The sequence below is a fragment of the Alteromonas sp. CI.11.F.A3 genome (genome assembly GCF_032925565.1).
GTDB lineage: Bacteria > Pseudomonadota > Gammaproteobacteria > Enterobacterales > Alteromonadaceae > Alteromonas.
Genome location: NZ_CP136708.1, coordinates 2,026,833 through 2,052,519 on the forward strand (window position 1 = coordinate 2,026,833; position 25,687 = coordinate 2,052,519).

Annotated in this window: 17 protein-coding genes; 8 read left to right on the top strand and 9 right to left on the bottom strand. The window is 43.0% G+C overall.

Annotation, left to right across the window (positions count from 1 at the left end; all coding sequences use genetic code 11):
* Positions 1–122: 122 nt before the first annotated feature.
* The gene (locus R1T43_RS08705; protein ID WP_317355043.1) at positions 123–1,151 is read left to right on the top strand and encodes a LacI family DNA-binding transcriptional regulator; all 1,029 of its coding nucleotides are present in this window, start codon (positions 123–125) and stop codon (positions 1,149–1,151) included.
* 120 nt (positions 1,152–1,271) lie between these two features.
* Here the strand turns inward: R1T43_RS08705 and R1T43_RS08710 are convergent, their stop codons facing one another.
* Positions 1,272–1,649: a phosphate ABC transporter substrate-binding protein gene (locus R1T43_RS08710; RefSeq protein ID WP_211071446.1), complete on the bottom strand. Its 378-nt coding sequence runs from the start codon at positions 1,647–1,649 to the stop codon at positions 1,272–1,274.
* A 564-nt stretch (positions 1,650–2,213) separates the two neighbouring features.
* Between R1T43_RS08710 and R1T43_RS08715 the strand changes: the two genes are divergently transcribed.
* Entirely contained in the window at positions 2,214–2,465 is a 252-nt protein-coding gene (locus R1T43_RS08715) for a hypothetical protein (protein ID WP_317355046.1), read from the top strand.
* Between the two features lie 75 nt (positions 2,466–2,540).
* On the opposite strand, the gene R1T43_RS08720 is transcribed toward R1T43_RS08715, so the two are convergent.
* Positions 2,541–2,783 (bottom strand): YdcH family protein, encoded by a 243-nt coding sequence (locus R1T43_RS08720; RefSeq protein ID WP_211071355.1) that lies wholly within the window; start codon positions 2,781–2,783, stop codon positions 2,541–2,543.
* 45 nt (positions 2,784–2,828) lie between these two features.
* Complete coding sequence (locus R1T43_RS08725; RefSeq protein ID WP_317355048.1) at positions 2,829–3,674, bottom strand: enoyl-CoA hydratase/isomerase family protein; 846 nt, start codon at positions 3,672–3,674, stop codon at positions 2,829–2,831.
* 420 nt (positions 3,675–4,094) lie between these two features.
* On the opposite strand from R1T43_RS08725, the gene R1T43_RS08730 reads away from it, so the two are divergent.
* From R1T43_RS08730 to R1T43_RS08745, 4 genes are all read left to right on the top strand, one after another.
* Positions 4,095–6,665 carry a M1 family metallopeptidase gene (locus tag R1T43_RS08730; RefSeq protein ID WP_317355050.1) on the top strand — a complete coding sequence of 857 codons (2,571 nt, stop codon included), beginning with the start codon at positions 4,095–4,097 and terminating at the stop codon, positions 6,663–6,665.
* 346 nt (positions 6,666–7,011) lie between these two features.
* Complete coding sequence (locus tag R1T43_RS08735) at positions 7,012–11,061, top strand: ExeM/NucH family extracellular endonuclease (RefSeq protein ID WP_317355052.1); 4,050 nt, start codon at positions 7,012–7,014, stop codon at positions 11,059–11,061.
* A gap of 14 nt (positions 11,062–11,075) precedes the next feature.
* Positions 11,076–11,669 carry a hypothetical protein gene (locus R1T43_RS08740; protein WP_317355055.1) on the top strand — a complete coding sequence of 198 codons (594 nt, stop codon included), beginning with the start codon at positions 11,076–11,078 and terminating at the stop codon, positions 11,667–11,669.
* 208 nt (positions 11,670–11,877) lie between these two features.
* Positions 11,878–12,837 carry a WYL domain-containing protein gene (locus R1T43_RS08745; RefSeq protein ID WP_317355057.1) on the top strand — a complete coding sequence of 320 codons (960 nt, stop codon included), beginning with the start codon at positions 11,878–11,880 and terminating at the stop codon, positions 12,835–12,837.
* Between the two features lie 45 nt (positions 12,838–12,882).
* Here R1T43_RS08745 and R1T43_RS08750 read toward each other — a convergent pair whose 3' ends face one another.
* The 4 genes from R1T43_RS08750 to R1T43_RS08765 all read right to left on the bottom strand — a co-directional run bounded on the left by R1T43_RS08750 (position 12,883) and on the right by R1T43_RS08765 (position 18,984).
* A complete protein-coding gene (locus R1T43_RS08750; RefSeq protein ID WP_317355060.1) occupies positions 12,883–15,018 on the bottom strand; it encodes a response regulator in 2,136 nt (711 codons plus the stop codon).
* Positions 15,019–15,118: 100 nt separating this feature from the next.
* Positions 15,119–16,180, bottom strand: a complete 1,062-nt coding sequence (locus tag R1T43_RS08755) for a pectinesterase family protein (RefSeq protein ID WP_317355063.1) — start codon at positions 16,178–16,180, stop codon at positions 15,119–15,121.
* Between the two features lie 109 nt (positions 16,181–16,289).
* Complete coding sequence (locus tag R1T43_RS08760) at positions 16,290–17,753, bottom strand: glycoside hydrolase family 28 protein (RefSeq protein WP_317355066.1); 1,464 nt, start codon at positions 17,751–17,753, stop codon at positions 16,290–16,292.
* Between the two features lie 37 nt (positions 17,754–17,790).
* Positions 17,791–18,984, bottom strand: coding sequence for a glycoside hydrolase family 88 protein (locus R1T43_RS08765; RefSeq protein ID WP_317355069.1), 1,194 nt, complete (start codon positions 18,982–18,984; stop codon positions 17,791–17,793).
* 638 nt (positions 18,985–19,622) lie between these two features.
* Here R1T43_RS08765 and R1T43_RS08770 point away from each other — a divergent pair.
* Positions 19,623–22,319, top strand: coding sequence for a TonB-dependent receptor (locus R1T43_RS08770; RefSeq protein ID WP_317355072.1), 2,697 nt, complete (start codon positions 19,623–19,625; stop codon positions 22,317–22,319).
* Positions 22,320–22,418: 99 nt separating this feature from the next.
* Positions 22,419–23,180: a rhamnogalacturonan acetylesterase gene (locus tag R1T43_RS08775; RefSeq protein ID WP_317355075.1), complete on the top strand. Its 762-nt coding sequence runs from the start codon at positions 22,419–22,421 to the stop codon at positions 23,178–23,180.
* Between the two features lie 73 nt (positions 23,181–23,253).
* On the opposite strand, the gene R1T43_RS08780 is transcribed toward R1T43_RS08775, so the two are convergent.
* Together R1T43_RS08780 and R1T43_RS08785 are read right to left on the bottom strand one after the other, a co-directional pair.
* A complete protein-coding gene (locus tag R1T43_RS08780) occupies positions 23,254–24,174 on the bottom strand; it encodes a sugar kinase (protein ID WP_317355079.1) in 921 nt (306 codons plus the stop codon).
* Between the two features lie 34 nt (positions 24,175–24,208).
* Positions 24,209–25,687, bottom strand: a complete 1,479-nt coding sequence (locus R1T43_RS08785) for a mannitol dehydrogenase family protein (protein ID WP_317355082.1) — start codon at positions 25,685–25,687, stop codon at positions 24,209–24,211.

The following is a 25,687-nucleotide window of genomic DNA, read 5'->3' on the forward strand; positions in this document are numbered from 1 at the left end:
TTGGATGAAAACATAAAACGTTTTAGTAAAACGTTTTAGTTGACTAAACCTAGCATACAAATGCATAATGTCAACAAGTTGTTAACAATGATTCAATGAACCTCAGGCTCTTCGAAAAAGCTATGCAAAAAGTGAAATTGGCGGATGTGGCGCGCCTAGCCAAAGTGTCGAACAGTACGGTATCTCAGTACATTAATGGGCGTTTCGACTATATGTCGAAGGAAACTGAGCTTCGAGTTCGGGCTGCTATTAAAGAATTAAACTATACGCCTAACCGCTTTGCTCAAGGTTTAAAAACCACTAAAACTAAGACAATAGGGGTTATCGTTCGTGATATTACCGGTTTTGATACCAGTCGAACTATTCGTGGTGTGGACGACTTCTGTAAAAAAGCGAATTACAACGCACTTATTTACAACACTGATTTTGATCCCGTGGTTGAAGCCAAGTCGCTAGAGGCATTATTTCAGTTGCAAGTAGACGGAATAATCATAGCGTCATCGGGTAAAAACAATGGCCTCATTGAAGAGTATATTCATAAGGGGCTGCCCATAGTCCACGTGCAATTAGAGCATGACGGCAGCGAGAAGAATCTTGTTTTATCTGATTACCGCAAAGCCGCTTTTGATGCCACAGACTATTTAATCAAATTGGGGCATGAGCGAATTTGTTTTGTGACACAAGAATTCCAGAACGTTAAATCGAGGAATGAGCGTTATTTAGGTTATACCGATGCGCTTAAAAAGCATGGTATTCAATACAACGAGGCGCTAGTGCAGTATTGGCAACGAGAAACAGGATTTGAGCATTCACCAAAGGAAATTCTTCAATCAGATGCGGCACCTACCGCGTTTTTTACTCAGCATCTTGCCATTACTACAGAGCTTTTAGCGCATTTAAACCAGGAAGGAGTGAGTGTTCCTGATGATGTTTCTTTGTTAGGTTTTGATGATATTCCCATGACAGAGTTTTTCAAAGTACCTGTTACGGTAGTAAAACAAGAACCCTACATTATAGGAAAGGAAGCTGCCCAACTTCTTCTTGAATTGATAGAAGATAAAGACAGGCATTCACAAAAAATTATGATTTCCTGTTCCGTAACACAAAGAGACTCTTGCGCTAGCCCCCCCAAAAAAAGGGGGGGGCGATAAACGCTAGCGGAATACGTCAAGCGTGATGTGAGGCGTAGGAATATCACTTTACTTATTGGAAATAAAAAAGCGCTTTCAATGTCCTCATTAAAAGCGCTCTTGTTGCGTTAGTTTATTTGGTTAGAAGCTACCGACTACCGTGACAGAGTCGTTCGCTAAACTCTCATCCACAAAGCCAATAGTATTGGGATTATCAGCAACAAGTTGCAGCATTTCTTCTTGTGTAGATACCTCTTCAGGAGGTGTGCCTTGGCCAGTAAAAACTAATTTAGACCAAAACGCAGAATATTGGCTCTCCGACTTACCTAAAACGCCCGTGTTAAAGGCACCACGAACTTCATTACCTTGTTCAAATGTTAAAGGAAGTGCTTTGCTACCGTCAGGAAATGCTTTCATTTTACCAAGGTAGATTCTTTTGACTGCTTCGGCATCGATACCCGACCCATTTTTTGCACTAACGATAATTACGTTTGCTGCACTTACAGGAAGTGCAAACATTAAACTAAGTAATAGGACCGCTTTCGCTTTCATTTTCATTATTCCTTAAAATACTAAATCTAAAGATACTGCTATTGCAGGGAGCATTTGCTCTATCGTAAGGCGTTAGCGCCGCTGCATCTGTGTCGTCGAATCTAGCATGTATCCTGCTAGGTGCGATAATATGAATTCATTCTTCGAACTCAGAATAGTATAGGTTCGATGTATTATCAGTGAAAGTTTACGAAAAATCTTAGACCTTCTGTACTGAGCGTTAGTATGCCTCTTCCTTAATCAACAAAATAAGTAAAGAATCAAGCTAAGGTTACTGCAAGTCCATGTTAACTATCGCTAAACTGAATACTTCATACAAATGACTGAATACAAGTATAAGGATAGGTTCCTTATTATCATAATAGGTGAAGTTTTCGCGAACTTCCATTTATGGCAGGCTAAGCGTGAACAAACTTGATTGGTATGTTGGTGTATTATCTAAGATTAACCAATGTAGAAAGGTTTCTTATTACATCTACAGATGTTCAAATTCATCTTTGTGGTAAGCAAATTGATTAATAAAGTGGGAATATGGCAAAACCGAACAAGAAAGGGCCAGTTCGAACGGTACAAATAACCTGTGCGAAATGCAAAACGCCTATTTTCAAATACCGAAAAGGTGGCAAAGGCGCGCTGGTTAAGTGCTTTAAAGAGCGTATTGTTGAAGATTATACCACTACACCCTGTATATGCCCTAGGTGCGAGCAACCCTTTGCACGGGAAGCCACAATAAGAGGCGCGCCTGCGTTTAAAATTATTGGTGGGAAAGTGCATATGAAGTAGTGGCAAAGCGCTCGAGAGATTAACGCTTCACCACTATCTAGAGGAGGTGATTTCAACTCCTTTAACGGTAGAAACTTATATCGCGGCCTGTAATTTTTCGTACAGCGTATCTTTTAGCACGGCACGATCATGCTTCAATTGATGCAATGTTTCGTCGGTGGTTGGGCCACCCTTTAGCTCAAGTTTGCGAATTTCTTCATCTAAAGCGTTGTACTGTTTGTTTTCGCTGGCAAACGTACTGTCACTTTCTACCAGTTTCTCAATGGTATCTTTGTATTCGGGAAAGTCAGATTGCAATGAGTGAACTTCACCTAACATAATATGCTCCTAAATTTTTCGATGCGTTAATTTGATTGGATAGTGTTATTTAATATCTTGTACGGCGACGACTAGATCATTCCAATTACGTTGATTTTCCATGTCGTATTCCATGCCTTTAATGTCTGCTTCGTTAAAACGTTTAACAGCGGGGGTTTTACTGGTGGCTTGATATAACCAGTAAGCTTCTGCACGTAACGCTTCATCTATAGGCTTGTCGATAGATTCGTATACCGCTTGTTTACAGGCATTAATCGATTCTGCGGGAAACAGGGCAATGCGTTTAGCTAGGGCATCGACATAAGGACCAATTTCGTCAGGCTCCAGGGCTTTATTAATGGTGCCGTAAGCTTCGGCTTCATCGGCGCTGAAATCACGAGCACTTAGAATAATTTCTAGGGCGCGGCCTAGACCGGTTTGGCGCGCCATGCGAGACGCACCACCGCCGCAAGGCAATATGCCCATGCCGACTTCCATTTGCATAAACTTGTATTTACCACGCGCGGCGAATCGCATATCGCAGGCCAGTGCAAATTCATGACCGCCACCTCGGGCAAAACCTTCAAGTTTAGCGATCGTGGCTTGAGGTAATTTGCTAATACGTTCTAATACCACTTGAAGGTCGAGCAATTTTACATCGCCACGTGCTACCGCTTCTGTAGACATGTCTTTTAGCAGGTTGGTGTCATAGTGACATACCCAAATTTCAGGGTTAGCTGATTGAAATGCCACCACCTTAACGGTGCGGTCGCGCTCAAGGCGCATGGCAAGACCCATTAAGTCTTCTAACATCTCTTGACCTTGCACGTTAACAGGGCCGAAATCGAAAGTAATGGTGAGTATTGCACCGTCTTGCTTTGCGGTAAAAGTGGTGTAGCCGTTATAAGCCATGTTCATATTCCTCTGGTCGCATTCGTTTGTTAATTCATTTTTTAGTTGTGTTTAACTTGCCAATGAAAGACTAGCAGCGATTGAGTGGCTTAATAATCGGTAAAACCGTGAATACAGTTTATGTTTTTTGTTGAAGGTAACAGCTAAATAGGGGATAAGTTGTGATTCAGACATAAGAAAACGGGGGGATATAAAGTGTAAGAGGAATTTTATAAGTTGAACGAACTATCTGTTGCGCTGGACATTTTTCGTAACAATTTCAAATATCATTTGCGACTGCCTACGTTGCGTGACACGCTAAACCTGATTATGCTCCTTCGCGATTATACCTAGGGCAATGCTCCCTTTTTACGGGCAATACTCTCTTTCAAAGGGAATACTCTCTTTAAGGGGCCCCCTCTCTACATGGAATTATAAGATATGAGACGAATCATAACGTTGTTTAGTTGTGTTTTGGCGCTGCTAACGACTCAAGTGTTAGCAAAAGATGTGGAATACCGTTTACCATCTTCCGTTACGCCAACCTTTCAAGACATTCATTTAAACCTAGATCCTGATGCACCAAACTACTCGGGTTCTACCCGCATTAGCATTACGGTTAATTCAGCCACAAAAAAAGTGGGCTTTTATCAGCAAGACCTTACCGTTACACATGCCGAGCTTAGTCAAAATGAGCGCGTAATAGCACTTAATGTTGAACAAGGTGAATACAATATTAATTGGGGCATGGCTGAAGCTGACATTGCGCCGGGCAAATACACCCTAATCATCGACTTCGAAGGCAAGGTGAATACGTCATCTGATGGCATGTATTTGTCTCGATTTGAAGAAACAAACTACATCTTTACGCAGTTTGAAGATATGCATGCACGTAAAGCCTTTCCTAGTTTCGACGAACCCGCATTTAAAATACCTTACCAAATGACCATCACGGCGCCCGAAAAACAAGTGGTGGTATCGAATACGCCGGTTGAAAGCCATGATGTAAGCGAAGGCATGCAGACCGTTAAGTTTGAAAAAACCAAACCTATGCCAACCTACTTAATTGCTTACACTGTAGGGCCATTTGATAGTGTTGAACTAAAAGGTTTGTCGGTACCAGGTAAAATCTACGTACCTAAAGGCTATGCAGACAAAACTAAGTTTGTGGTGAAGCACACCCCTGAAATTTTAGCCACGCTAGAAGACTTTTTCGATATTAAATACCCTTACAAAAAGCTCGATTTTGTCGCTGTACCTAACTTCACTCATGGTGCAATGGAAAACGTTGGGCTAATTACTTACCGCGACAGTTTGTTATTGCTAGCAGACGAGCCGGGTTTAACCGAACGTAAAGGGCCGCTTAACGTTATTGCACATGAGCTGGCGCATCAATGGTTTGGTAACTTAGTGACCATGGCATGGTGGGATGATTTATGGTTAAACGAAGCATTTGCCTCGTGGGCGGCAAGCTACACCATGATGGAACTATACCCAGAGCTTAATTTTGCAGATCGTATTGTGCAAGAGTCTGCGTTTGGTGCCGATGCTAGCCCTACGGTTAAACCAGTTAAAAAAGTAGTGCGCATTCAACCCGATGTTATGGATGGCTTGGGGCTGAACTACTCAAAAGGCGAGTCTATTCTGCAAATGATAGAGTCGTTAATTGGTACTGAAAAGTTCCGTGAAGGCGTGCGTAACTATATGAATACCCATGCATGGGGTAATACGGTTGCTGATGATTTGTGGGCTGCACTTGATGGTGTATCAGACATTAATTTAAGCGCCATGATGAAAGCCTATTTAGAACAACCTGCTTACCCACTGATCTCTATAGACGATAAAGGTACTATTACACAGGAGCGTTTCCATTACGCGGGCGCAACCGTAGATGCACAAACGTGGGCAGTTCCGCTTAAACTTACTTATAAAGTAAACGGTGCAATAAAGCAGGAAGTGGTATTTATTGATAAAGCCAAAACTCAATTGCCTCAACTTGCTGAAGCTGACTGGGTTTTCCCTAACGATAACGCCACAGGCTATTTCCGCTGGGCAATTACAAGTAAGCAACTTGATAACTTACTTGGCGATTTGAATGTGCTTAACAAGCGCGAAAAGAAAAACGTGCTTTATAATATGCAAGCATTGCTTAACGCGGGTAAAGTTAACATTGATAGCATAATGCCAGTATTAAATGCCTTGGCGAAAGATAACGACCCAGTTGTTAAACGTGCTGCGATAGGTGTTTTGGCTGAGTTTGATTACTTAGTTAATGACGACAATAAAGCAAATTATGCTGCATTGTTGAATCAAGAGTACTTGCCTTTGCTAAACGAGCTTACGCTTCAGCAAACTAGCGATGAATCGGAAAGCGTTATTAGCCTACGTAACCAGCTTTACAGCCTGCTTGGAAATAGAGCAAACAACGAAACCTTGATTAAGCAAAGTGAATCGCTTGCTAAGCAATACATTGAAGATAGCAGTGCCGTTCCAGCGGGTATTGCCGGTACCGCTATTGGGGTTACTACGAAGCATAGTGAAGAAGCGCTATATGAAACATTGGTAGCTGCATTTAAAAAAGCACAACTTCCTAATGTTAAACGCACCTTGCTTTATTCAATGCGCTATACCGATGAAGCCACGGTAAATAAAATGCTAGATTTAGCATTAACCGACGACATTACTCCGGCGAATACACTTTATATGTTGGTAAGAGTCTCGCGTAATTTAGAGCTTAAAACCGTGTTGTACAAATGGTTAAACTCAAATCTAGATGCATTGATTGCGAAGATGCCAGATTACCATGTATCGCGTATGCCTGAGTTTGTATCAACTACCTGTAGTGCTGAAAACGTAGACATGGCTAAAGCATTCTACGAGCCAATCAAAGATAAGCATGAAGGCATGGCCCGTAGTTTCGACATTATGTTGGATGAATCGAAACAGTGTTTACGTTTAAAAGCGACATACCAAGAAGACTTTAATAAATTCTTAGCCAAATACGGCAACTGAATATAAGATTAAATTAATATCTTTATAAATCAACAATATTACTGTGATTCGACGCAAGAGGCTGCCATCCGGCAGCCTCTTTTTTATTTTCTACCTCAAAATGTCACAAAAGAGAGCACTAAGCGTCAATTTTGTTACAAGGCCACTTTTTACACAGAATTTGCACAGTTAGTTTTACCTGTACCGAAGTACACTTGAGTTAAACAAAAAATAAACTTATTTAACTAGCGTAAGTTCATGATTTTCATTGTTAAATAAAAAACTGATATTATTTTGCACAAGTTCTTGCTGTGTATACGCAAGTATATAATTTTATACGTTCCTAAAAAAAGTGGACAATAACAACATGGCACAACTGGGTAAACAAGGGCGAGCGAAGTTGAGTAAGTCAGCTTTGTGCGTAAAATTAATATTGGGTAGTGTGCTAACTCTGCCACTTTCTTTTAACGCTTTATCAGATGTAATTTGGGAAGAGAACTTCGACGCAGCCGCATTAGACGGCAAGGGAGCCGTTGGAGGCGACACAGTTACTATCGATATGGATGGTGTATCTCGCTGGAGTATTGATGTTTCAGATGCTGATTTAACGGCGGCTTCTGATTGGTTTAAAGTCGATGGCGGTCAATTAAGTGCTCGTGATGTAGATGGCGAAGCAGTGTGGTTGTCTGAAGTTATTGTCGTAAACGGCTTGACCGACTTGCAGCTTGATGTCGAAGTATCAGAAAGTGGTACGCAAGAAGACTTAGATTATGTTGATGTGATGTACTCAGTTGATGGTGGAGAGTTTGTCTTAGTCACTAATACATTGGGTACAGACACTCATACTCTGGTAGATGACTACACTGGTATAACCGTTAATTCTGCTATTCCTGATGCAAGCACGGTTCAAATAAAACTCGCTATGAAGAACAATGCTGGGACAGAATCTCACTTTGTAAACAGCGTTGTTTTATCAGGCTCAACTGGCTCAGAAGACGGCGGTAGTGAAGGAGAAGGCGGCGATGATGGTGAAGTATCTGACGACACACTTCGTACGTTAACCGAAAGTTGCTTTAACTGCCCTGATTTAACTGCGGTTAAATTACCCAGCGAATATGTTGAGGCTGATTATTATGCGCAGCTTGATACCGCAATAACGAACAATGAAAGCGCTGAAACACTTAAAGCGCTGGCACAAAATATTATCTCGCTAGACCACCATCAGCTTTCTTATTCAGAAGCATGGACTGCCCTTACCGATACCGATCAAGACCCAGCCAACCCAGACAATGTAGTTTTGTTCTACATGGGAACGTCGTTAGCTAAATTTAGTAACGGTAGCGGTACCCAAAGCAGCAACCAAGATAACTGGAACAGAGAACACGTTTGGGCAAACAGCCATGGTTTCTCTAGCAATAGCCTTGCAGCCTACACCGATATTCATCACCTTCGGCCAACCGATATTTCGGTAAATGGTTCTCGGGGTAATTTAGACTTTGATGAAAGCGATGGCGAATTATCGGAAGCGCCAGCGAACAGCATTGATAGTGACTCTTTTGAGCCTCGTGATTCAGTAAAAGGCGATGTAGCGCGCGCTATGTTTTACATGGACGTACGTTACGATGGAAGCGATACCAGTGAATCGGAAGAAGATTTGGTATTGGTTGACCGTTTAACCAGCACTGACGAAGCGGCTCATGGCAAGCTTTGCGTATTGTTGCAGTGGCATGAAAGCGATCCAGTGGATGAATTCGAGGAAGAACGAAACAGTAAAGTTTTCGAATTCCAAGGTAACCGTAACCCGTTCATTGATAAGCCTGAGCTTGCTTCACTAATTTTCAATGCAAGTTGTGATGGCAGTGACGCTGGTGATTCAGATGGCGGTGGTTCAGACGGTGGTGATACAGGCGGTTCAGACGGTGGTGACTCAGATGGAGACACTACGGACGGAAGCACAGGTTCAGGGCATGCAGTATTCATTTCTGAATACATTGAAGGCAGTAGCTTCAGCAAGGCCGTTGAAATTTATAATGGTTCTACAGAAGCCGTAGATTTAAGTAACTATAAACTTAAGCTGCTTTCAAACGGCGCAACCGCAGTAGGTGATGAGAAAGTACTAGCGCTTAGCGGCACATTAGCGTCTGGTGCCGTGGCTACCTTTAGTCATGAGAGCGCTGATGACGCACTGACAACAGGTTCAACGCTAAGTAGCTTTGTGATGAACTTCAATGGTGATGATTACATCGAGCTAAGTTACGGCGATGTGACTATTGATGCTGTGGGTACGTTTGGGGTAAAAACTAACTGGGGTAAAGATGTAACCCTAGTGCGTAAAGCTTCTATTACCGAAGGTAATGCAACCCGCAACCCCGCTTTCGATCCCACTAGCGAATGGGATAGTTACAGCCAAAACACCTTCGATTATTTTGGTTCTCACAACGGTAGTGTAGTAGAACCTACAGATCCAACCGACCCAACTGATCCGACAGACCCTGTTGATCCAGTTGACCCAGTCGATCCGGTAGACCCAACGGTTGAATTGGTACTTATCAGTGAACTGCAGGGTGACGGTGATGCTTCACCATTGGCTGACACAACCGTGATTATTGAAGCGGTTGTGACTAAGGTAGCTGAAGATTTATCTGGTTTCTTCGTTCAAGAAGAAGCGGCTGACTCTGATGGTAACGATGCAACATCTGAAGGTGTGTTTGTGTATGCAACTTCGCTTGATACTTACCCTGGGGTAGGTGATTTAGTGCGCATGCAAGGTGATGTAGTTGAGTATAACGACTTAACTGAGTTTGTATTATCAGGTGAAGTTGAAGTATTAGGTGCGGGCGGCAGTGTGTTATACACCGAACTTAGCATGCCATTTAGTGCTGATACTAACCTTGAAGCCTATGAAGGTATGCAAATTACCTTTACACAATCTTTGTTAGTGAATGATGTGTACAACCTAGGCCGTTACGGTCAGTTTAACGTGGGTTCTGAACGCGTGATGATCCCCACTAACCAATATCCTGCGGGTTCTGCTGGCGCGCTAGCATTAGCGGAAGAAAATGCCCTTAATACGTTATTGGTAGATGATGCTTCAAACAGCCAAAACCTAGATGGTATTCCATTCCCAGTAGGTGGGCTAACTCACACCAATCCACTTCGCCTAGGCGATACGGTTGAAAACCTAACAGGTGTCATGCATTACTCGTTTGGCGAGTACCAATTATTGCCTGTAACCGACCTAGAGTTAGTACGCACAAATGCACGTACAGCTTACCCATTAATCGGCTTAACTGGCGATGTGAAAGTGGCTAGCTTTAACGTACTTAACTATTTCGATGGACCAGACTTCCCGACGTCTCGCGGTGCCACCAATGAATTTGAATTGGTACGCCAAGAAGCAAAAATTGTTGCAGCATTAGCGGCAATGGACGCAGATGTTGTTGGTCTTGTAGAAGTTGAAAATGATGGGCACGGTGAAGATTCTGCTATTGCAACGCTAACTGCAGCGGTAAATGCTGAAATGGGCGGCGATGTTTATAGCTATGTGTCAATTGCTGAAGCGTTGGGTACTGATGAAATTGCAGTAGGCATGATTTATAAGCCTGCAGTAGTTACACCATTTGGTAATGCAGTGACGTCGTCTGAAACACCGTTTGACTATGGTAACCGTCAACCACTTCTTCAATCGTTTACAGTGAACGCCAATGGTGAAGCATTTACTCTTGCCGTAAACCACTTTAAATCGAAAGGAAGCTGTTCTAGCGCTACAGGCGATAATGCCGATTCAGGTGATGGCCAAGGCTGTTGGAACGCATTGCGTACCGATGCGGCAAACGGCTTGGTTGCTATTGTAGAAAACAACAGCGATACCTTGTCTGACCGCTTGTTGATTATGGGCGATTTGAACGCGTATGCCGCAGAGGAGCCTATTTTGGCCCTTGAAAGTGCAGGCTATACCAACCTAGTTAACACCTTTGGTGGCGACTCGGCGTACTCATACACCTTTGATGGCGAGCTAGGTTACCTAGACCATGCACTATCAAGCCCTAGCTTAACCGAATATGTGGTTGATGCGACGGTATGGCACATTAACTCAGATGAGCCTCGAGTGTTTGATTACAACGAAGAGTTTAAAACGGACGCGCAAATCACCGATTATTATGGTGCTGATGCGTATCGCTCTTCAGACCACGACCCAGTATTGGTAGTACTTAACTTCCCAGATGCGGTTCAACCTGGTGATTTTGATGGCGACAACGACGTAGACTACAACGACATTATGGCGTTCTACGGCTTGTTCTTATCAGGTGGCGCGAACGATTTGGCAAATGATTTTAATAACGATGGCGCGGTGAGTTTTTACGATATCAACGCCTTGATGGCCATGTGTACCCGCGCTGGCTGTGCAGTAGAATAAGTAGGAATTAGAAAATGAAAAAATTTATTATTGGTTTATTTGCATTAGTTGGTTTTAGTGCTCAAGCAGCGGTTATTAACATTAGTACTGACCAAGCATCGTATAGCGTGGGTGATACTGTTACGGCTACTGTTAATCTAGATGTAAATGCATTCTTAGCATTGAGTGGAACTCTACCTATAATCGGCTTAGAAAACATTTTTACATATGATCCGATAAGCTTAACTTTTACAGGCGGTTCTGTAACTTTTGGTGACAGTTCAGGTTTTACCTTCTTTGATGGGCTGCTCCCCGGTGTTCCAGGAATGCTAGCAGTGTCTTCAGTTGGTTTCTTTCCGCTTTCTTCAATGTTGGAAATTTTAGAGGATCAGCAATCTCTTGCTGGAAGCTTAGATTTATACACGTTGAATTTTTCAGCAGTAAGCGCTGTGAACGACTTGGCATTCGGTGTTAGTGGTACTGTTCTTAATTCTAATGGCGTACCGTTACAGGCGACGACTTCTTCATCGCAGTTTTCAATTACTGAAGTACCAGCACCAAGCACCGGTGTCTTAGCACTACTTGCTTGCTTCGGTATGATGGTATCGCGGGTTAAGGTTCGTCGCTAATCGAGATATCCTAGCGATAAAGTGAAATAAGCTTTTTACAAAGCGTTTTAATAAAACCCAGCATCTGCTGGGTTTTTTATATTTTAAAACTCGCTAATCATCTTAAATTTCTCGTTCAAGCGACCCGTAAAAAATACGATCAAATTTCTATTTACAACAAGCTTAAAATAAACCACACTGGTTAAAAATACAGTTTAGTGAGAATGTTATGTCTGCCACCCAAATGCGAGGTAATGAAGGGCGAGAATTCGGCCTTAACGATGCTTCATCTTCAGAAAATGCCAATCTTGATACCATTAGTTTTGCTCAGCGTCAGCGGTTGGCGTATATCGATTTTTGTTTGCTGTTTAAAGGGGCGATTTATCGCCAAGATTTAATTGGGCGTTTCGAAGTGGGCTTGTCTGCGGGCTCTCGCGATTTCAGCCTGTATAAAGTGCTGGCGCCAAATAATCTAACCTACGACGCAAGAGATAAGCGTTACTTTCAAACCGATACTTTTGTACCTTTGTTCGAGCACGATCCCCGTAGAACCTTGGTGAAGTTGGCGAACGATATATCAGACGGTTTCGATGCTATCGGAGATATTCATTTTCCGGTAGAAAGTGCATCGTCGTTAAATGTGCCCGATATTTATGTGGTAGCAAAACTAGTGCAAGCCATTGTTAATAATAAAGCGGTGAGTGTTATATATACATCGCTTTCCAGTGGTTCGGGGGCGCGAGAATTGGTACCCCATAGTATTGTAGATAATGGCCAGCGTTGGCATGTACGCGCGTTTGATAGAAAAACAGGAAGCTTCAGGGATTTCGTGCTAACCCGTATTAGTAAAGTCACCTTAAAGACAGCACCAGCACTTAGTGAACAAAGTCTTGCCGATGAAGCTTGGCAACGAAAAATAGCCTTAGAAGTGGTGCCGCACCCGAAGAATATAAATCATCCTACTGCCATAGAGCTTGATTATGGTATGGAAGAGGGGGTACTTCAGCTTGAAGTTCGCGCCGCTATGGCAGGGTATTTACTTCGCCGGTGGAATGTAGATTGTACTAAACATGCCAGTCTGCGAACGGGTGAATACCAACTGTGGTTGCGAAACCAAGAAACGCTGGAAAATACCGATAATCTTGCCATTGCACCAGGGTATATAAGCGAAGAAAAACGCTACGAGTAACAGGGTGTCTGTTACATGGCGGTATATTGATAGTTTATGGGCGCGTTACCACTTTTGTGTAAATTGCTTAATGCTTGAAAGCAGCAAATCTTTATTTAATGGCTTGGTAAGAAAATCATTCATACCTGCGTTTAAGCACTCTTCTTTATCTTCAGGGAAGGCATTGGCCGTAAGGGCGGCGATAGGGGTGTTCACCTTTAATCCGTTGCGAATGATGCTAGAGGCCATAATGCCGTCCATGACGGGCATGTTGCAGTCCATTAATATGAAATCGAATAAGTGCTTAGCACAGGCGGCAACGGCTTGCTCTCCATCTTTTACATGCACAATTTTATAGCCTTCGCCTTCAAGCATAGCTTTCACAATTTCGGCATTAATATCATTGTCTTCTGCAATAAGAATGCGCAGTCGTGGCGTTGCCTTAACGGGAAAGCCGGCAGGCTTACTTGCATGCGACACGAGCTTTTGTAAATCGAGTTCTAAATCTTTACGTATGATCGGCTTAGCATGTGAGCGCCAAATAACGTCTTTTACGGCTTGTTCGCAGTTTAATTGTTCTAGTTCTGCCGAAATCAGAATAATTTTTGGAAATGGCGAGATGTCTAGTTTCACCAATTCGCGTAATAAATCAACGCCGCTCATCTCTGGCATTGCTAAATCGAGAATAATAACATCGTATTTGTTGGGCGTATCTTCTAGAAAGTCCTTGGCGCTTGAATAAGACGTAGGAATAAGCGACATCGCGGCAACGACGTGTTCTAGGTATTCTCGGCTTGTCAGTAAGTCATCCACAATAGCGCATTTCAATGTGGCATCGGTTTTAACTTCGATGGCGGGTAGAGACTGTTCAACCACCGGAAGGATTAGCGTAAATTCACTCCCCGCTCCTAAGGTGGAGGTGGCTAAAATATCACCGTCCATTAATTCCGCTAATTCTTTAGCAATACTTAGCCCCAGTCCAGTGCCCCCATAATGACGGGTGGTAGATTGGTCTGCTTGTTCAAACTTTTGAAAAATGGTCGACAATTTATCAGTATCGATACCTATGCCGGTATCTTTAACTGAGAACCGCAGGGTATTGCCATTCGCTGTCGCAGCCTGGCTAACCGATAAGGTTACGCTACCTGACTCGGTGAACTTAATGGCGTTGCTTAATAAGTTATGTAAAATTTGTGCAATTCGGGTGATATCACCTTGAATAACGGGCGCTAGTGTTTGCTGTTTATTATAATGAAATGCTAAGCCTTTGTTCTGGCAATAAATGCGCTGTATAGATACCACCTCATCAAGCAGTTGAAGCAAGTCGACAGGGCTTTTCTCAACAACAATTTTTCCCGCTTCAATTTTTGATAAATCTAGAATGTCATTTATAAGGGTAAGTAACTGTCGTCCAGCGGCTTTAGCCTTTCTTAAGTAATTTTCACTCTTGCTTGGATTATCCATCGCAAGTTCAATCATGCCAAACAACCCGTTCATAGGCGTGCGTAATTCGTGACTCATGCTCGATAGAAATTCAGATTTAGCTCTATTGGCTTCGTGAGCCTTTTGCGCTTCTGTTTCTGCTTTGTCTGATGCTTCATACAAGTGTTGTATCGTCTTTTTAATTTTTCTATCCATAGGCGCAAAAATGAAAAAAGCTTCAACCCCTAGCAGGAATAATGTGGCAAGCCACAAATAAAACTCTAGTGATGAGACCGCATCAACATTGCTTTTAGCCTCTTTTTCAAAGATGTAAACTACAGTATTTAACTGCTTTAGCAGCCCCGTGGCTTGTTCTATAGGAATGGTAATAGAGGATGAACATTGGGGCGTCTTAACAAGTGCCCTTGCTTGCGCAATGTATTGATTAACTTTGGCATCGAGTTGGCTAGCACCGAAATACATGTCAGAAACAGAGCTTGGTAAAGAGGGCAAAGAAGTAAGTTTTTTATGATTACTTGAAAAGGTACTAATAGCCGCTTCAAGTATGTCAGTAGACGAATCGCTGTCTTCGCCACAGGCATTTATTTTTTGTACAAGTAATGCAATACGCTGGGAGAGCATTCGCTGCTGTCCTGCAATATTGATGATTTCTGCATCGAGACGCTGATCGTTCAGCAGTGTTCGCATTGTAAACACAGATGCCGTGACAAGGCAGGCAATGAGAAGCAGCGCTAGCGTGTACCGTATGCGAATGGACATAAAAATTACGTTTTTCTTAGAGTACCTAAAAGATAATTGATACCAAGCATTTACGCAATTTAAGATCTTCTGAATTAGCCTCAAGTAGTAGATATTGTGCTTACATTGGGTGCCAGTTTTGTAAAATAGCTGCTTTATTGTAAAAGAGGCTTTCTACGTCAGTAAGGGTAGGGCGTGCTTCGTTCTCAAGTGCGCCAGGGCCATGGCTCTTAAATTCAGCAAACCTAGCATCGGTAAGCGGACTAAAATATTTTTTACTCCCTTCCTTTGTCTTACCCGACATGCTACTCCAACCGCTTGTTGAAATGTGGGTGTCCATATAGGTGTTGATATATAGTGAGTGTCCAATAGCGTAAGGTGACGCATACTTTCCATCTGTAAAAGCGGTAGTAGGATGCCAAGGGCGGCCAAGGGCAACGGAATGGTTAGGTACACCGGCTTCACGAGCCAAGTTGCAATTAAAAAATACAAATCCAAATGGCCGAGTGTTAAGGGTGCTTGGCGCCGTTATATAGCCTGTAACGCCTTTCCCAGTATGTCGTTTTCGTGAAACAATATCTACGCTATCGAAAAAAGCGGTGCCACCACCGAAGATAAAATCAATATGTCCTGCCACTAAGCCACCTTTCATGTAGGCTCTGTTTCCTTTGAGATAAAGTGTATCTTGATAGCCCCACAGCTCGATATTATCTAAAAGCGTTTTATCTGCGGTTACTGCGGTTTTTAACGCGACCGCTTGAGTCCCTGATACGCGATTAAGATCATCTTTTGCGCGAATTTCATTCGCAGGATAATCAAAGCTATTCAATATGCTTAGGTTTGAAAGGTGAACGTTTGATGCGGTTATCTCGACGGTGGCGGTTCTTCGAGTGCCAAAAACCTCATCGGTATCTGGATGTATTACCTGACCAGCATACCGAGAAAAGACGATTTTAGTTGTCTTTCTTTCTAAGCCTCTAAGGTGAACGTTAGGCGTTTGAATTACTACCGATTCCTGATAAATGCCAGGTTGAACTTCAATGACCCACATCCCAGAATGCTGGGTAGGAATGGCGTTAATTGCATCAGTTACCCGCGTGTATTGTGGAAGGGGGGAATCCAGTGTGACTTGGCTAACAAGCGCATTTGCTTCGGGTTTTTGCGTTGCTTCTGCGCAACTCATAAAACATAAAAAAAACAGGGCCAAGCGCTTTTGTGAGAAAGCGCTAGCTATATAAAATGCTAACTGAATCCGCTCCTGACATTTACCTTCAATTATTACGCGTAGCCGTTTAAGCATCACGCAATCCCACTTGGTTTCCTGCAATGACAATATTAGATGTCTGTATTGCCTCCACGTTCTCAATGACAGATGGTTTTTCAACAGAGGCAATAGAAATGTCGTGTAGGGACAACCCTGTAATTGGGGTATGATCATAGCCTCTTAGCATAAAGGCTCGGTCTGCGCGTTTTACTGTCATATGCTCTACTGTAATTCCCTCTAGTTTCGGTGGGAAATTTCCAGCATCTCCCTCTTCATAAAAGAAGTTAACTACTATTGCGTCTTTTACATCGCCAATTGAGATATGCCGATAATTCAGATTTTTAAGATGACCGCCTCGTATACTGTTGGTTTTAATTCGTATACCTCTGTCTAAGTTAGGGCTACTCATCACGCAGCGTTGTGCATAAAGGTTACGAACCCCGCCGGAAATCTCACTCCCTATGACTATCCCGCCGTGACCGGCTTTCATTTCGCAATCTTCTATAATGATGTTTTCACTCGGTTGATTTAGCCGTCGGCCGTCTGCATTTCGTCCCGATTTGATGGCAATACAATCATCACCAGTGTCAAAAACACAAGATTGTATGAGAACATCAGTACAGCTTTCTGGATCACACCCATCTGAATTAGGGCCAAAACTTTGGCAGTGAATATTGCTTACCGTCACATTTTTACATAACACGGGATTAACTAACCAAAAGGGAGAGCGCAGTATGGTGACTCCCTCAATTAATACGTTTTCACACAGGTAAGGTTGAATAAAAGGAGGGCGAAGATAGTTTTCGTCAAATACCCGTTCAGAAACAGGCGTGCCATCTTCAACCATAACTTGGAGTGTATCTCTGGTGTACTTTTGATTCTCAACGGCATGATCGCCCCATTCAGAAGTTTTCCACTTTCCTTTCCAAGGCCACCAATTATCGGCAGAAGCCCCGCCATCTAAAGTGCCTTGACCCGTAATGGCAATATTCTTCTGCTTGAAAGCATAAATCAAAGGGGAGTAGCCCATTAATTCCATGCCTTCCCAGCGGGTGTGTACATAGGGCTTGTAGTGTTGACTATCAGTAGAAAAGTGAAGCGTGGCTCCCTCTTCAATATGCAGATTAATATTAGATTTTAAGTGAATGGGCCCTTTGCAAAAAAACTCCCCTTTGGGCACCACGACCTTACCCCCCCCTATAGATACGAGATGCGCGATAGCCGCATTGAGCGCGGGTAGGCTATCGCTATGTAGTGCATTGGGTAAGGCGCCAAACTGCTCAATGAACACGGTATTATTGGCAAAGGTGGGCCTAACTACACGGTCTCGGATTAACTGTGCCTCTTTATCCCACTGTGCTTGGCTTCTTGTCGCGTTTGAGGGCGTACTTGTAGCTGATATAGAGCAACCTGCAGAAAATGGGATAACAGGGGATAACGTAGCGGCCAGCCCTGCTTTTAAAAGATGACGGCGGTGTCTATTTAATGTCATAAAAACTCCGTGGCGGAACACTTCTCAATGATTAGAATTACTTGCCTAGGTATAACGCAGCCAGAATAAACGGACCTACGCCTTTTGCATCATTAGCGCGAATAGGCTCACTAAGGTAATAATCAAAAGAGCCATCTCGATAAGGTTTGCCGCCAAGTCCTGCAACTGCGCAAACTTGGTTTAAGCTGATGACATTATCGGATGGGTTTACGGAAATCATCTGATCAATAAGTCCTGCAAATCCCTTTTCCGCATGGTCTCGGTAATGCTCTGGTAACAGTTTCAACGCTACACCCTTTGCGATAGCGTAGGTGATCATCGACGTCCCAGAGGCTTCTAGATAATTCCCTTCTCGCTGTGCTAAATCGGTAACTTGATACCAGGTGCCCGTATTGTCTTGATAAGCAAGGGTGGCATCAATGAAGGTTTGGAATTTTGATCTCAGCCATACTGATTTAGGGTGCTTTGCTGGCACAATTTCTAACACATCAACCATTGCCATGGCATACCAACCTAGCGCCCGTGACCAATGATGTGCGGATAAACCGGTAGTTTCATCTGCCCACTTCTGGGCTTTCGATGCGTCCCAACCATGACGAGGTAAGCCAGTTTTTTCGTCGTATAGGTTAGCTTCTATAAGTTCAAACTGAAGAAACACATCGTCTAGTTCTGCCATGTCGCCATATCGAACGATATATTCGGCATAAAACGGAGCGCCCATATAAAGCCCATCTAACCACATTTGCTGTGGGTAACGCTTTTTGTGCCAAAAACCGCCTTCGTTGGTTCTTGGATGGCTAACAAGTTGCTTTCTTAATAAATCCGCTGCTTTTTTATATTTAGTTTGCCCCGTTTCTTCATATAAGAAAAACAATACTTTTCCTGGGTTTACCATATCAATATTATATTTCTCAATATCGTATGTACTAATGCTCCCATCGTCATTCACGAGCATGTCGTAGTAGCCAAGTATGTAGTCTAAATAGCGTTGGTCTTTTGTATGCTGGTACACTTTAGAGACTGCCAAAAGGTTCAGGCCATGAACATAATCCCACTGGGCCGATTCATCCCAATCTATTTGCCACGCTTCTGGAAAACGCACCATTTCAGATTCAATCATCCGTTCCGACCATGGTTTGGTGTTATCCAATATTGATGGCTGTGCAACAACCTGTGGGGAAAGAAGTAATACAGTGGCGATCGAAACCACTTTGGCAATACGTTTAATCATAATATGACCTTAAAACAAAGTTAAAACTATAAATGCTACCGGTAGCATAATGAGGTGCATTTATTATCCTGTCAACGAAAAAATACCATAATCTTAACAGCTTGTTTACGCGGTGTGTTTGTCGTTTAAATTGCATTAACTATCTGAAAATAATAGATAATAATTGTTTCGATTACTTTCTTGGCTTAGTTTCTTCTTATTCCCGTTTTTAAAGGGCTGTAGAGGATTAACAAGTAAAGGAATGATAATTTAATAAAAATCGTTGCCACCGGTAGCATTTAAATATAGGATGTAAATCAAATGTAAAGCGTGTTGTTTTTTATACATGGTTTATGTTTTCCCGAGAAGCTAATGTATTTAAGAATTACATACTGTATTGCCCTACAGGCCTTAAATTTTGTCGGGTTATGAATACTGGAAGTTTAAAACTAAAAGTTAATTGGTGTGAAGTTATCAGGAATGATTAAAGGCATTTAAGATAATTGATAAGTCGTCTGTGCTACCGTATATTTACTCAGTTTGTAAATGAAATGTTTCACGGTGGCAAAAGGCTGACGGTCTGTATTTTTAAAAAAGCCACACAACATGACGTTGTAATTCCTGCACCTCAATAAAATATAAAAACCGGAGAAACAACCATGGTACTTAGAAGAAAACAGCTTGCTGTGCTTGTTGCATTAGCGTTGTCAGGTGCGCACGTGAATGCTCAACAAGTCGCTAACGAAAGCGCCGAACCACAGGACGAAAACCTAGAGATTATTGAAGTTTCAGGGTTTCGCGGCTCGCTGAACAAGTCGCTTATGGAAAAGCGTACTTCAGTTAATAATAAAGAATCTATTGTTGCTGAAGACATAGGTAAGTTTCCCGATTTAAATATTGCTGAGTCAATTCAGCGCGTGCCAGGGGTTGCTATTTCGAGAGAGGGTGGAGAAGGAAGACAAATAACGCTACGTGGGCTTAGTCCCTCATTCACCCGAACCACTTTAAACGGGATGGAAGTTCCCGCAAGTACAGATGGCACAGATTCAGGCGGTGGTGTTAACGGCGGTCGTGGGTTCGACTTTAACGTATTTGCGTCGGAGTTGTTTAACCGAGTAGACATTCAGAAATCACCTACAGCCTCAATGGAAGAAGGAGGTATTGCAGGTACAGTCGATTTATATTCTGCCAAGCCTTTCGATTACGAGGGGTTTAAGCTAGTTACTTCGGTGCAGGGTGGTTATAACAATGTGACAGAAGAAACTGATCCTCGTGCCGCATTTATGATTTCAAATCGTTTTGCTGACGATAAAGTGGGTGTGCTTTTCTCCGCAGCGATGTCTGAACGTACGGTTCGACAAGAAGGCTTCGGTACTGTTCGTTGGACTAACCCCGTCCAAGATGGTGGTGGGTTGTATGCAGATACATCTGACACGGTCGTTTCCGGTACACCTGATGTTGGAAGTTGCATAGACGATGGCGTTGAGGTAGACCCCCTAAATTGCCTGTGGACACCACGATTACCTCGGCCAGATTACTTTGGCAATGACCAAGAGAGGGTAGGGTTTACTGGTTCCATTCAGTGGGCACCAAGTAACGATTTAACATTTACGCTTGACGGTTTAGTCTCATCACTAGAAAACACGCGGACGATGTATAACTTTTTCCACATGTTCAGAAGTACGTTCGATGAAATTACGCCTACCGCAATTACGGTGCATCCGAATGGCAAGCAAGTACTTGCAGGCTCTTATGAGGGCATAAAGTCAAGAATTGAAAGTCGATTACAAGAATCCACGACGGATTTTAGCCAGTTTGTTTTGTCCGGTGAATGGTTTGCTTCAGAGAACGTAAAAGTGGAAGCGATGTTTGGTACCGCTGAGTCTGACGCACGTTCAGAGCAGTACCGTTACAACATGACGCTGTTAGAAAGTACAACATATGGCTTTGATTTTACCAACAATGAGAATGCACCAGTGCTTACTTATGGTTACGACGCTAACGATGCTAGCAATTATAACCTCAGTGATGGACGCTTGCGAGCTACCGATGTTGAACGTGAAAATGACACGTTCAAAGTAGATGTTTCTTATTTTGGCGATGAAGTAACCATTAAAACAGGCTTTGCGTATAACGATAGAGTGGTTACGTACGCTGAAGAACAAATTAATGGGTTCCCTGATCAAGATTCAGCGGTAGGCTACGCTGAAATGATGCCGGTGGATGATTTTGGAAGTGGTTTTGACGGCCCTCTTGAGCCTTTCCTTGTTGCTGATTTTGATGCCATAAATGCCAACTTGTTGGATGTGGTTTGGACACCTCGTTCGGCCCAAAGTTGGCAGGTAGGTGAAGAAACCAGTGCCTTGTATTTTGAAATGGATACAAGTTATGAGATTTCGGATATGTTGCTACGTGCCAATTACGGTGTGCGATATGTGAATACGACCACAACGTCTGAAGGGTTTGTTCAGGGAGAAGCGGTTCAAATTGAGAATGACTATAGTAATTTTCTTCCTGCTGTAAATTTAGCGCTTGAAGCCACTGATGATGTAGTAGTTCGACTTGCGGTCACTCAATCGATGACCCGTCCTAGCCTAAATTCATTGAACCCTGGTAATCCAAGCTTCGATTACATAAATGGTTCTGTTTCTGTCGGTAACCCTTTCCTAGACCCTTTCACATCAAACAACGTGGATTTCGGTGTTGAGTGGTATTTCGATGATGAAGCATTATTAGCCGCGACGGTTTTCTATAAAGATATTGATAACTGGATCGTGCGTTCATCAGAAGAACGATTTGTTGACCCTGCTTACTTTGACTTTATCGATAATGATGCCCAGTACGACCCGCAAATTGCGTTAGATCCTCGTGAAGTAGCATATGAGCACAGTAGTCCTAATAATGCAGACGAGCGCAGTATTAGTGGTTATGAACTTATTTATCAGCAGCCACTTACCTTCCTGCCAGGTGTTTTTGAAAATATGGGGGTGGTGTCTAACTATACTCGTGTTAACGCCGATGACATCGAAGGAATGAGTAAGACGTCATACAACTTCACGCTTTATTATGAAACAGATGTTTACGGCGCTCGTATATCGGTCAATAAACGAGACGATTACTTAACAGATTTCACAGGAAGTAATGGAAATGTCGCTCATGGCACGACAGGGCCAACTCAGGTGGATTTCTCATCGTTTTATAACTTCAATGAGGCACTTACTTTTACGTTAGAAGTCATTAACCTTACCGATGAATATGAGAGATTGTTTACGACAGGTGATGGTTCACTAAACCTTGTTCGTGAATATAACCATACCGGAAGACAGATTTTCTTAGGGGCACGTTACTCCCTTTAGCCTAGTGTGTGTGCCGCAACTTGCGGTTGTGTCCTGGCCATCATTTATTGATGGCCTTTTTTTTAATAATGGCAACACGAATAAAACAATGGAAAAATAATGAGACAGAAACGAGCGATTGCGCTTTCACTATTAATTGGAATGGCCAGTGCAAAGGCTGAAACACAGCTACCATCAATTAGTCTTCATCTGGTGGGCGACTCTACCATGTCCAACAAACCTAACTTAGCTTATCCAGAGCGAGGTTGGGGGCAAATTTTACCTGAATTTGGATTGCCTCAGCTTAGCATTAAGAATCACGCAGCCAATGGCCGTAGCACCAAACGTTTTGTCGATGAGGGCAGATGGAGTAGTGTGCTTTCATCACTATCTGCAAATGATTATGTGCTTATTCAATTCGGGCACAATGATCAGAAAAGCGAAGATCCTACCCGTTATGCCAGCGCCGATATAGATTATGCTAATTACCTAAACCAGTTTATAAATGACGTTCAAGATAAAGGTGCCCACGTCATTATTGCCAGTTCTATTTGCCGGCGTCATTACACGGATACTGGCACGCTGAAAAGAACATTAACTGACTATGCAGCGGCTGCACGGCGTGTTGCGCGTGAAAAATCGGTTTTATTTGTGCCCATGAATCATCAAACCTGCCATTTCTTAGCAAAAATAGGCGAGGCTGAAAGCCAACAATACTTTATTCAGGTTCCACCCGATTTATACGGGCGATACCCAGAGGGTAAGGTCGATAACACACATTTGAATGTAATGGGCGCAGCTAAAGTCGCCCAGTTTTTTGTAAGGGAATTAAAAACGTTAGACCACCCCCTTAGCGACTACTTTTACCGAGATACCTTATAAAGCGCTCAATTGAGCGCAGCGTTGGAGGTAATCAGCATCTTTATTGAGAGGAAGGCGCAGTATTAGTTAAAGGCTATGACTTTAGCGGCGGTATGTGACTTGAAAATATACCTGAAGGAATAATCGCGCCAGGGTAGGTAATCACTGTCGCGGCGACTTTTGCCCCAAAACTTGCACTTTCGACAGCAGGTTTGCCTGATAAACGAGCAGCCATGAAGCCGGCATTAAAAGCATCTCCTGCTGCGGTCGTATCTACTACTGCGCTGACGTGTTCGACGGGCACAATACATTGCTCTTTTTGTGCAAGAATGTGAACGCCAATCGCACCGTTTTTCATTACCACTTCGGTAATATTTTTATCCTCGAGGTAGGCGAATATATCATCAGCACATGTGTGACGGAAAAGCATCAAATGATCATCTGCGCCCGGAAATGCTAAATCTGCTTCTTGGTAAGCTCGGGTAGTCCAATGTTGAGCGGTGTCTTCATCTTCCCACAGGCGAGGGCGATAGTTCGGATCAAAGGCGATTTTACAGCCTTTTCTTTTTAGTTTTTTAATTAAACTAAATAGATTTTCACGCTGTGCATTGTCTAAAATTGCGATTGAAATCCCACTAAAGTAAAACCAGTCGGCACTGATATTATCATCAGGCATGAGGTTTATGGTTTGCGTGGCGGCAGACTGAGCGCGCCAATACGCGAAGGTTCGTTCACCCTGATTATCATTACGAATCATATACAAACCCAAGTTGCGCTCGGTAGAGCGAAACACAAGGTCGGTGTTAATCTCGTGCTCCCCCATTTTTAGTAGCAATTCATCACTTAAAAAATCGGCCCCAATGGCGGTTAAGTAACTTATCGATGATACGGGTAAGCAACGCTTGAAATACACTGCAGTGTTATAAGTATCTCCGGCGAAACTTTTAGCCATTGTATCGCCGTGTTGGGTGCGAAGTTCAACCATACACTCGCCAAAAATAATCAGCCTTTTCATACTAATGCCTCACAAATACTAGCAGTAAAATGTCTCACAATAGCTCTCCCAAAAGTAGTTGTAATGTTTCATCAACGCCGCGTGAAGACCATGCGCTTAATGATTTTACTTGCGCTAATACATGGCCGCGAAATACCGAATTTGTACTAAGTTCAGCAAAGATTACGGTTTCATTAAGTAAAGCATTAGTGACTGCAATGGGCTCAAAGGCATTTTGAGAGGCCAAGTTGATTAGTGTGGATGCTTTCGGATCGGTAATGGCGTCACCCGATCTAGCTTTGTGAGTAACAAACAAGCACCATGCTGCGATAGGAACGCACAGCAAATTAATCTCTCGTTTGGCGTGTAGATTGTCACGAATGGTGTCTAGTATTCGAAAAGGCAGTTTTTGTGAGCCATCCCACGCAATTTGAGAAAGCATGTGTCGAATATGCTTATTATGATATCGAGCGACAATATCGTCAGCATACTGATTAAGGGTTTGAATGCTATCGGTTTTAATCGACGGTATAATTTCTCTTTCCAAAAGTTCGCTAATTAGGGCCTGTATTGCAGGAGTAGAAATAGCGTCATAGACAGTCTCCTTGCCAAAAAGCAGGCCAACATAAGCCAGTGTAGAATGGGTACCATTCAGTATCCGTAATTTTGCTTTCTCAAAGAAGGTAACGTCCTTGGTAAAGGTAACGCCTACTTTTTCCCACGGTGGTCGAGGTCCTGAAAAATGGTCTTCTATGACCCATTGAGTGAAGGTCTCACGCTGAATGGGCCAGTCATCTTTAAGTCCTAGGTTGGCACTCACGTTAGATTTCACTTCATCGTCAGTTGCAGGGGTAATGCTATCTACCATAGTGCAAGGAAAAGCGATGTTGTCTTGAATCCAGTGAGCCAATTCTGGTGAAAGGTAATAAGCAAAATCAATGACCGCTTTTGCGAGCTTCTTGCCATTATCGGTTACGTTATCACAGCTTATGATGGTAACGTCGGCATCGCCAGAATGTTCTCGCGCTTTTAAAGCTTGGGTGATAAGGCCTACAGCACTAATGGGAAAGTCTGGGTTTGCAAGATCGTGTTGAATATCAGGGTTCTCTACATCGAGGCTTCCGGTGTTATTTAAGCAGTACCCTTTTTCGGTCACGGTTAAAGATATTATCTTAGTCGCAGGGGAGCATAATGCAGCGGTAATGACACCTCTATCTTCACTTAGCGTAGAGAGAGTCTTAATCGCACCTATCACACGTAAAGATGGCGTATTATCGACAACCGCAAGGGAATAAAGATTGTCTTGGGGGGCCAGTGCTTTTTTCAATGTATTGCTTCGCATCGACACGCCGTGAATGCGCCAATTCCCACCGTAGGCCAATGCTAAATCAGTATAATAAGCTTGATGTGCACGGTGAAAAGCGCCGGGACCAATATGTACAATACCACATTGTGATTTATGCACGTCGTAATCAGGAACGGCAACGTCACGGCTTAGTTGATCGAGTGTTTTTATACTAAGTTGCTTTTCCAT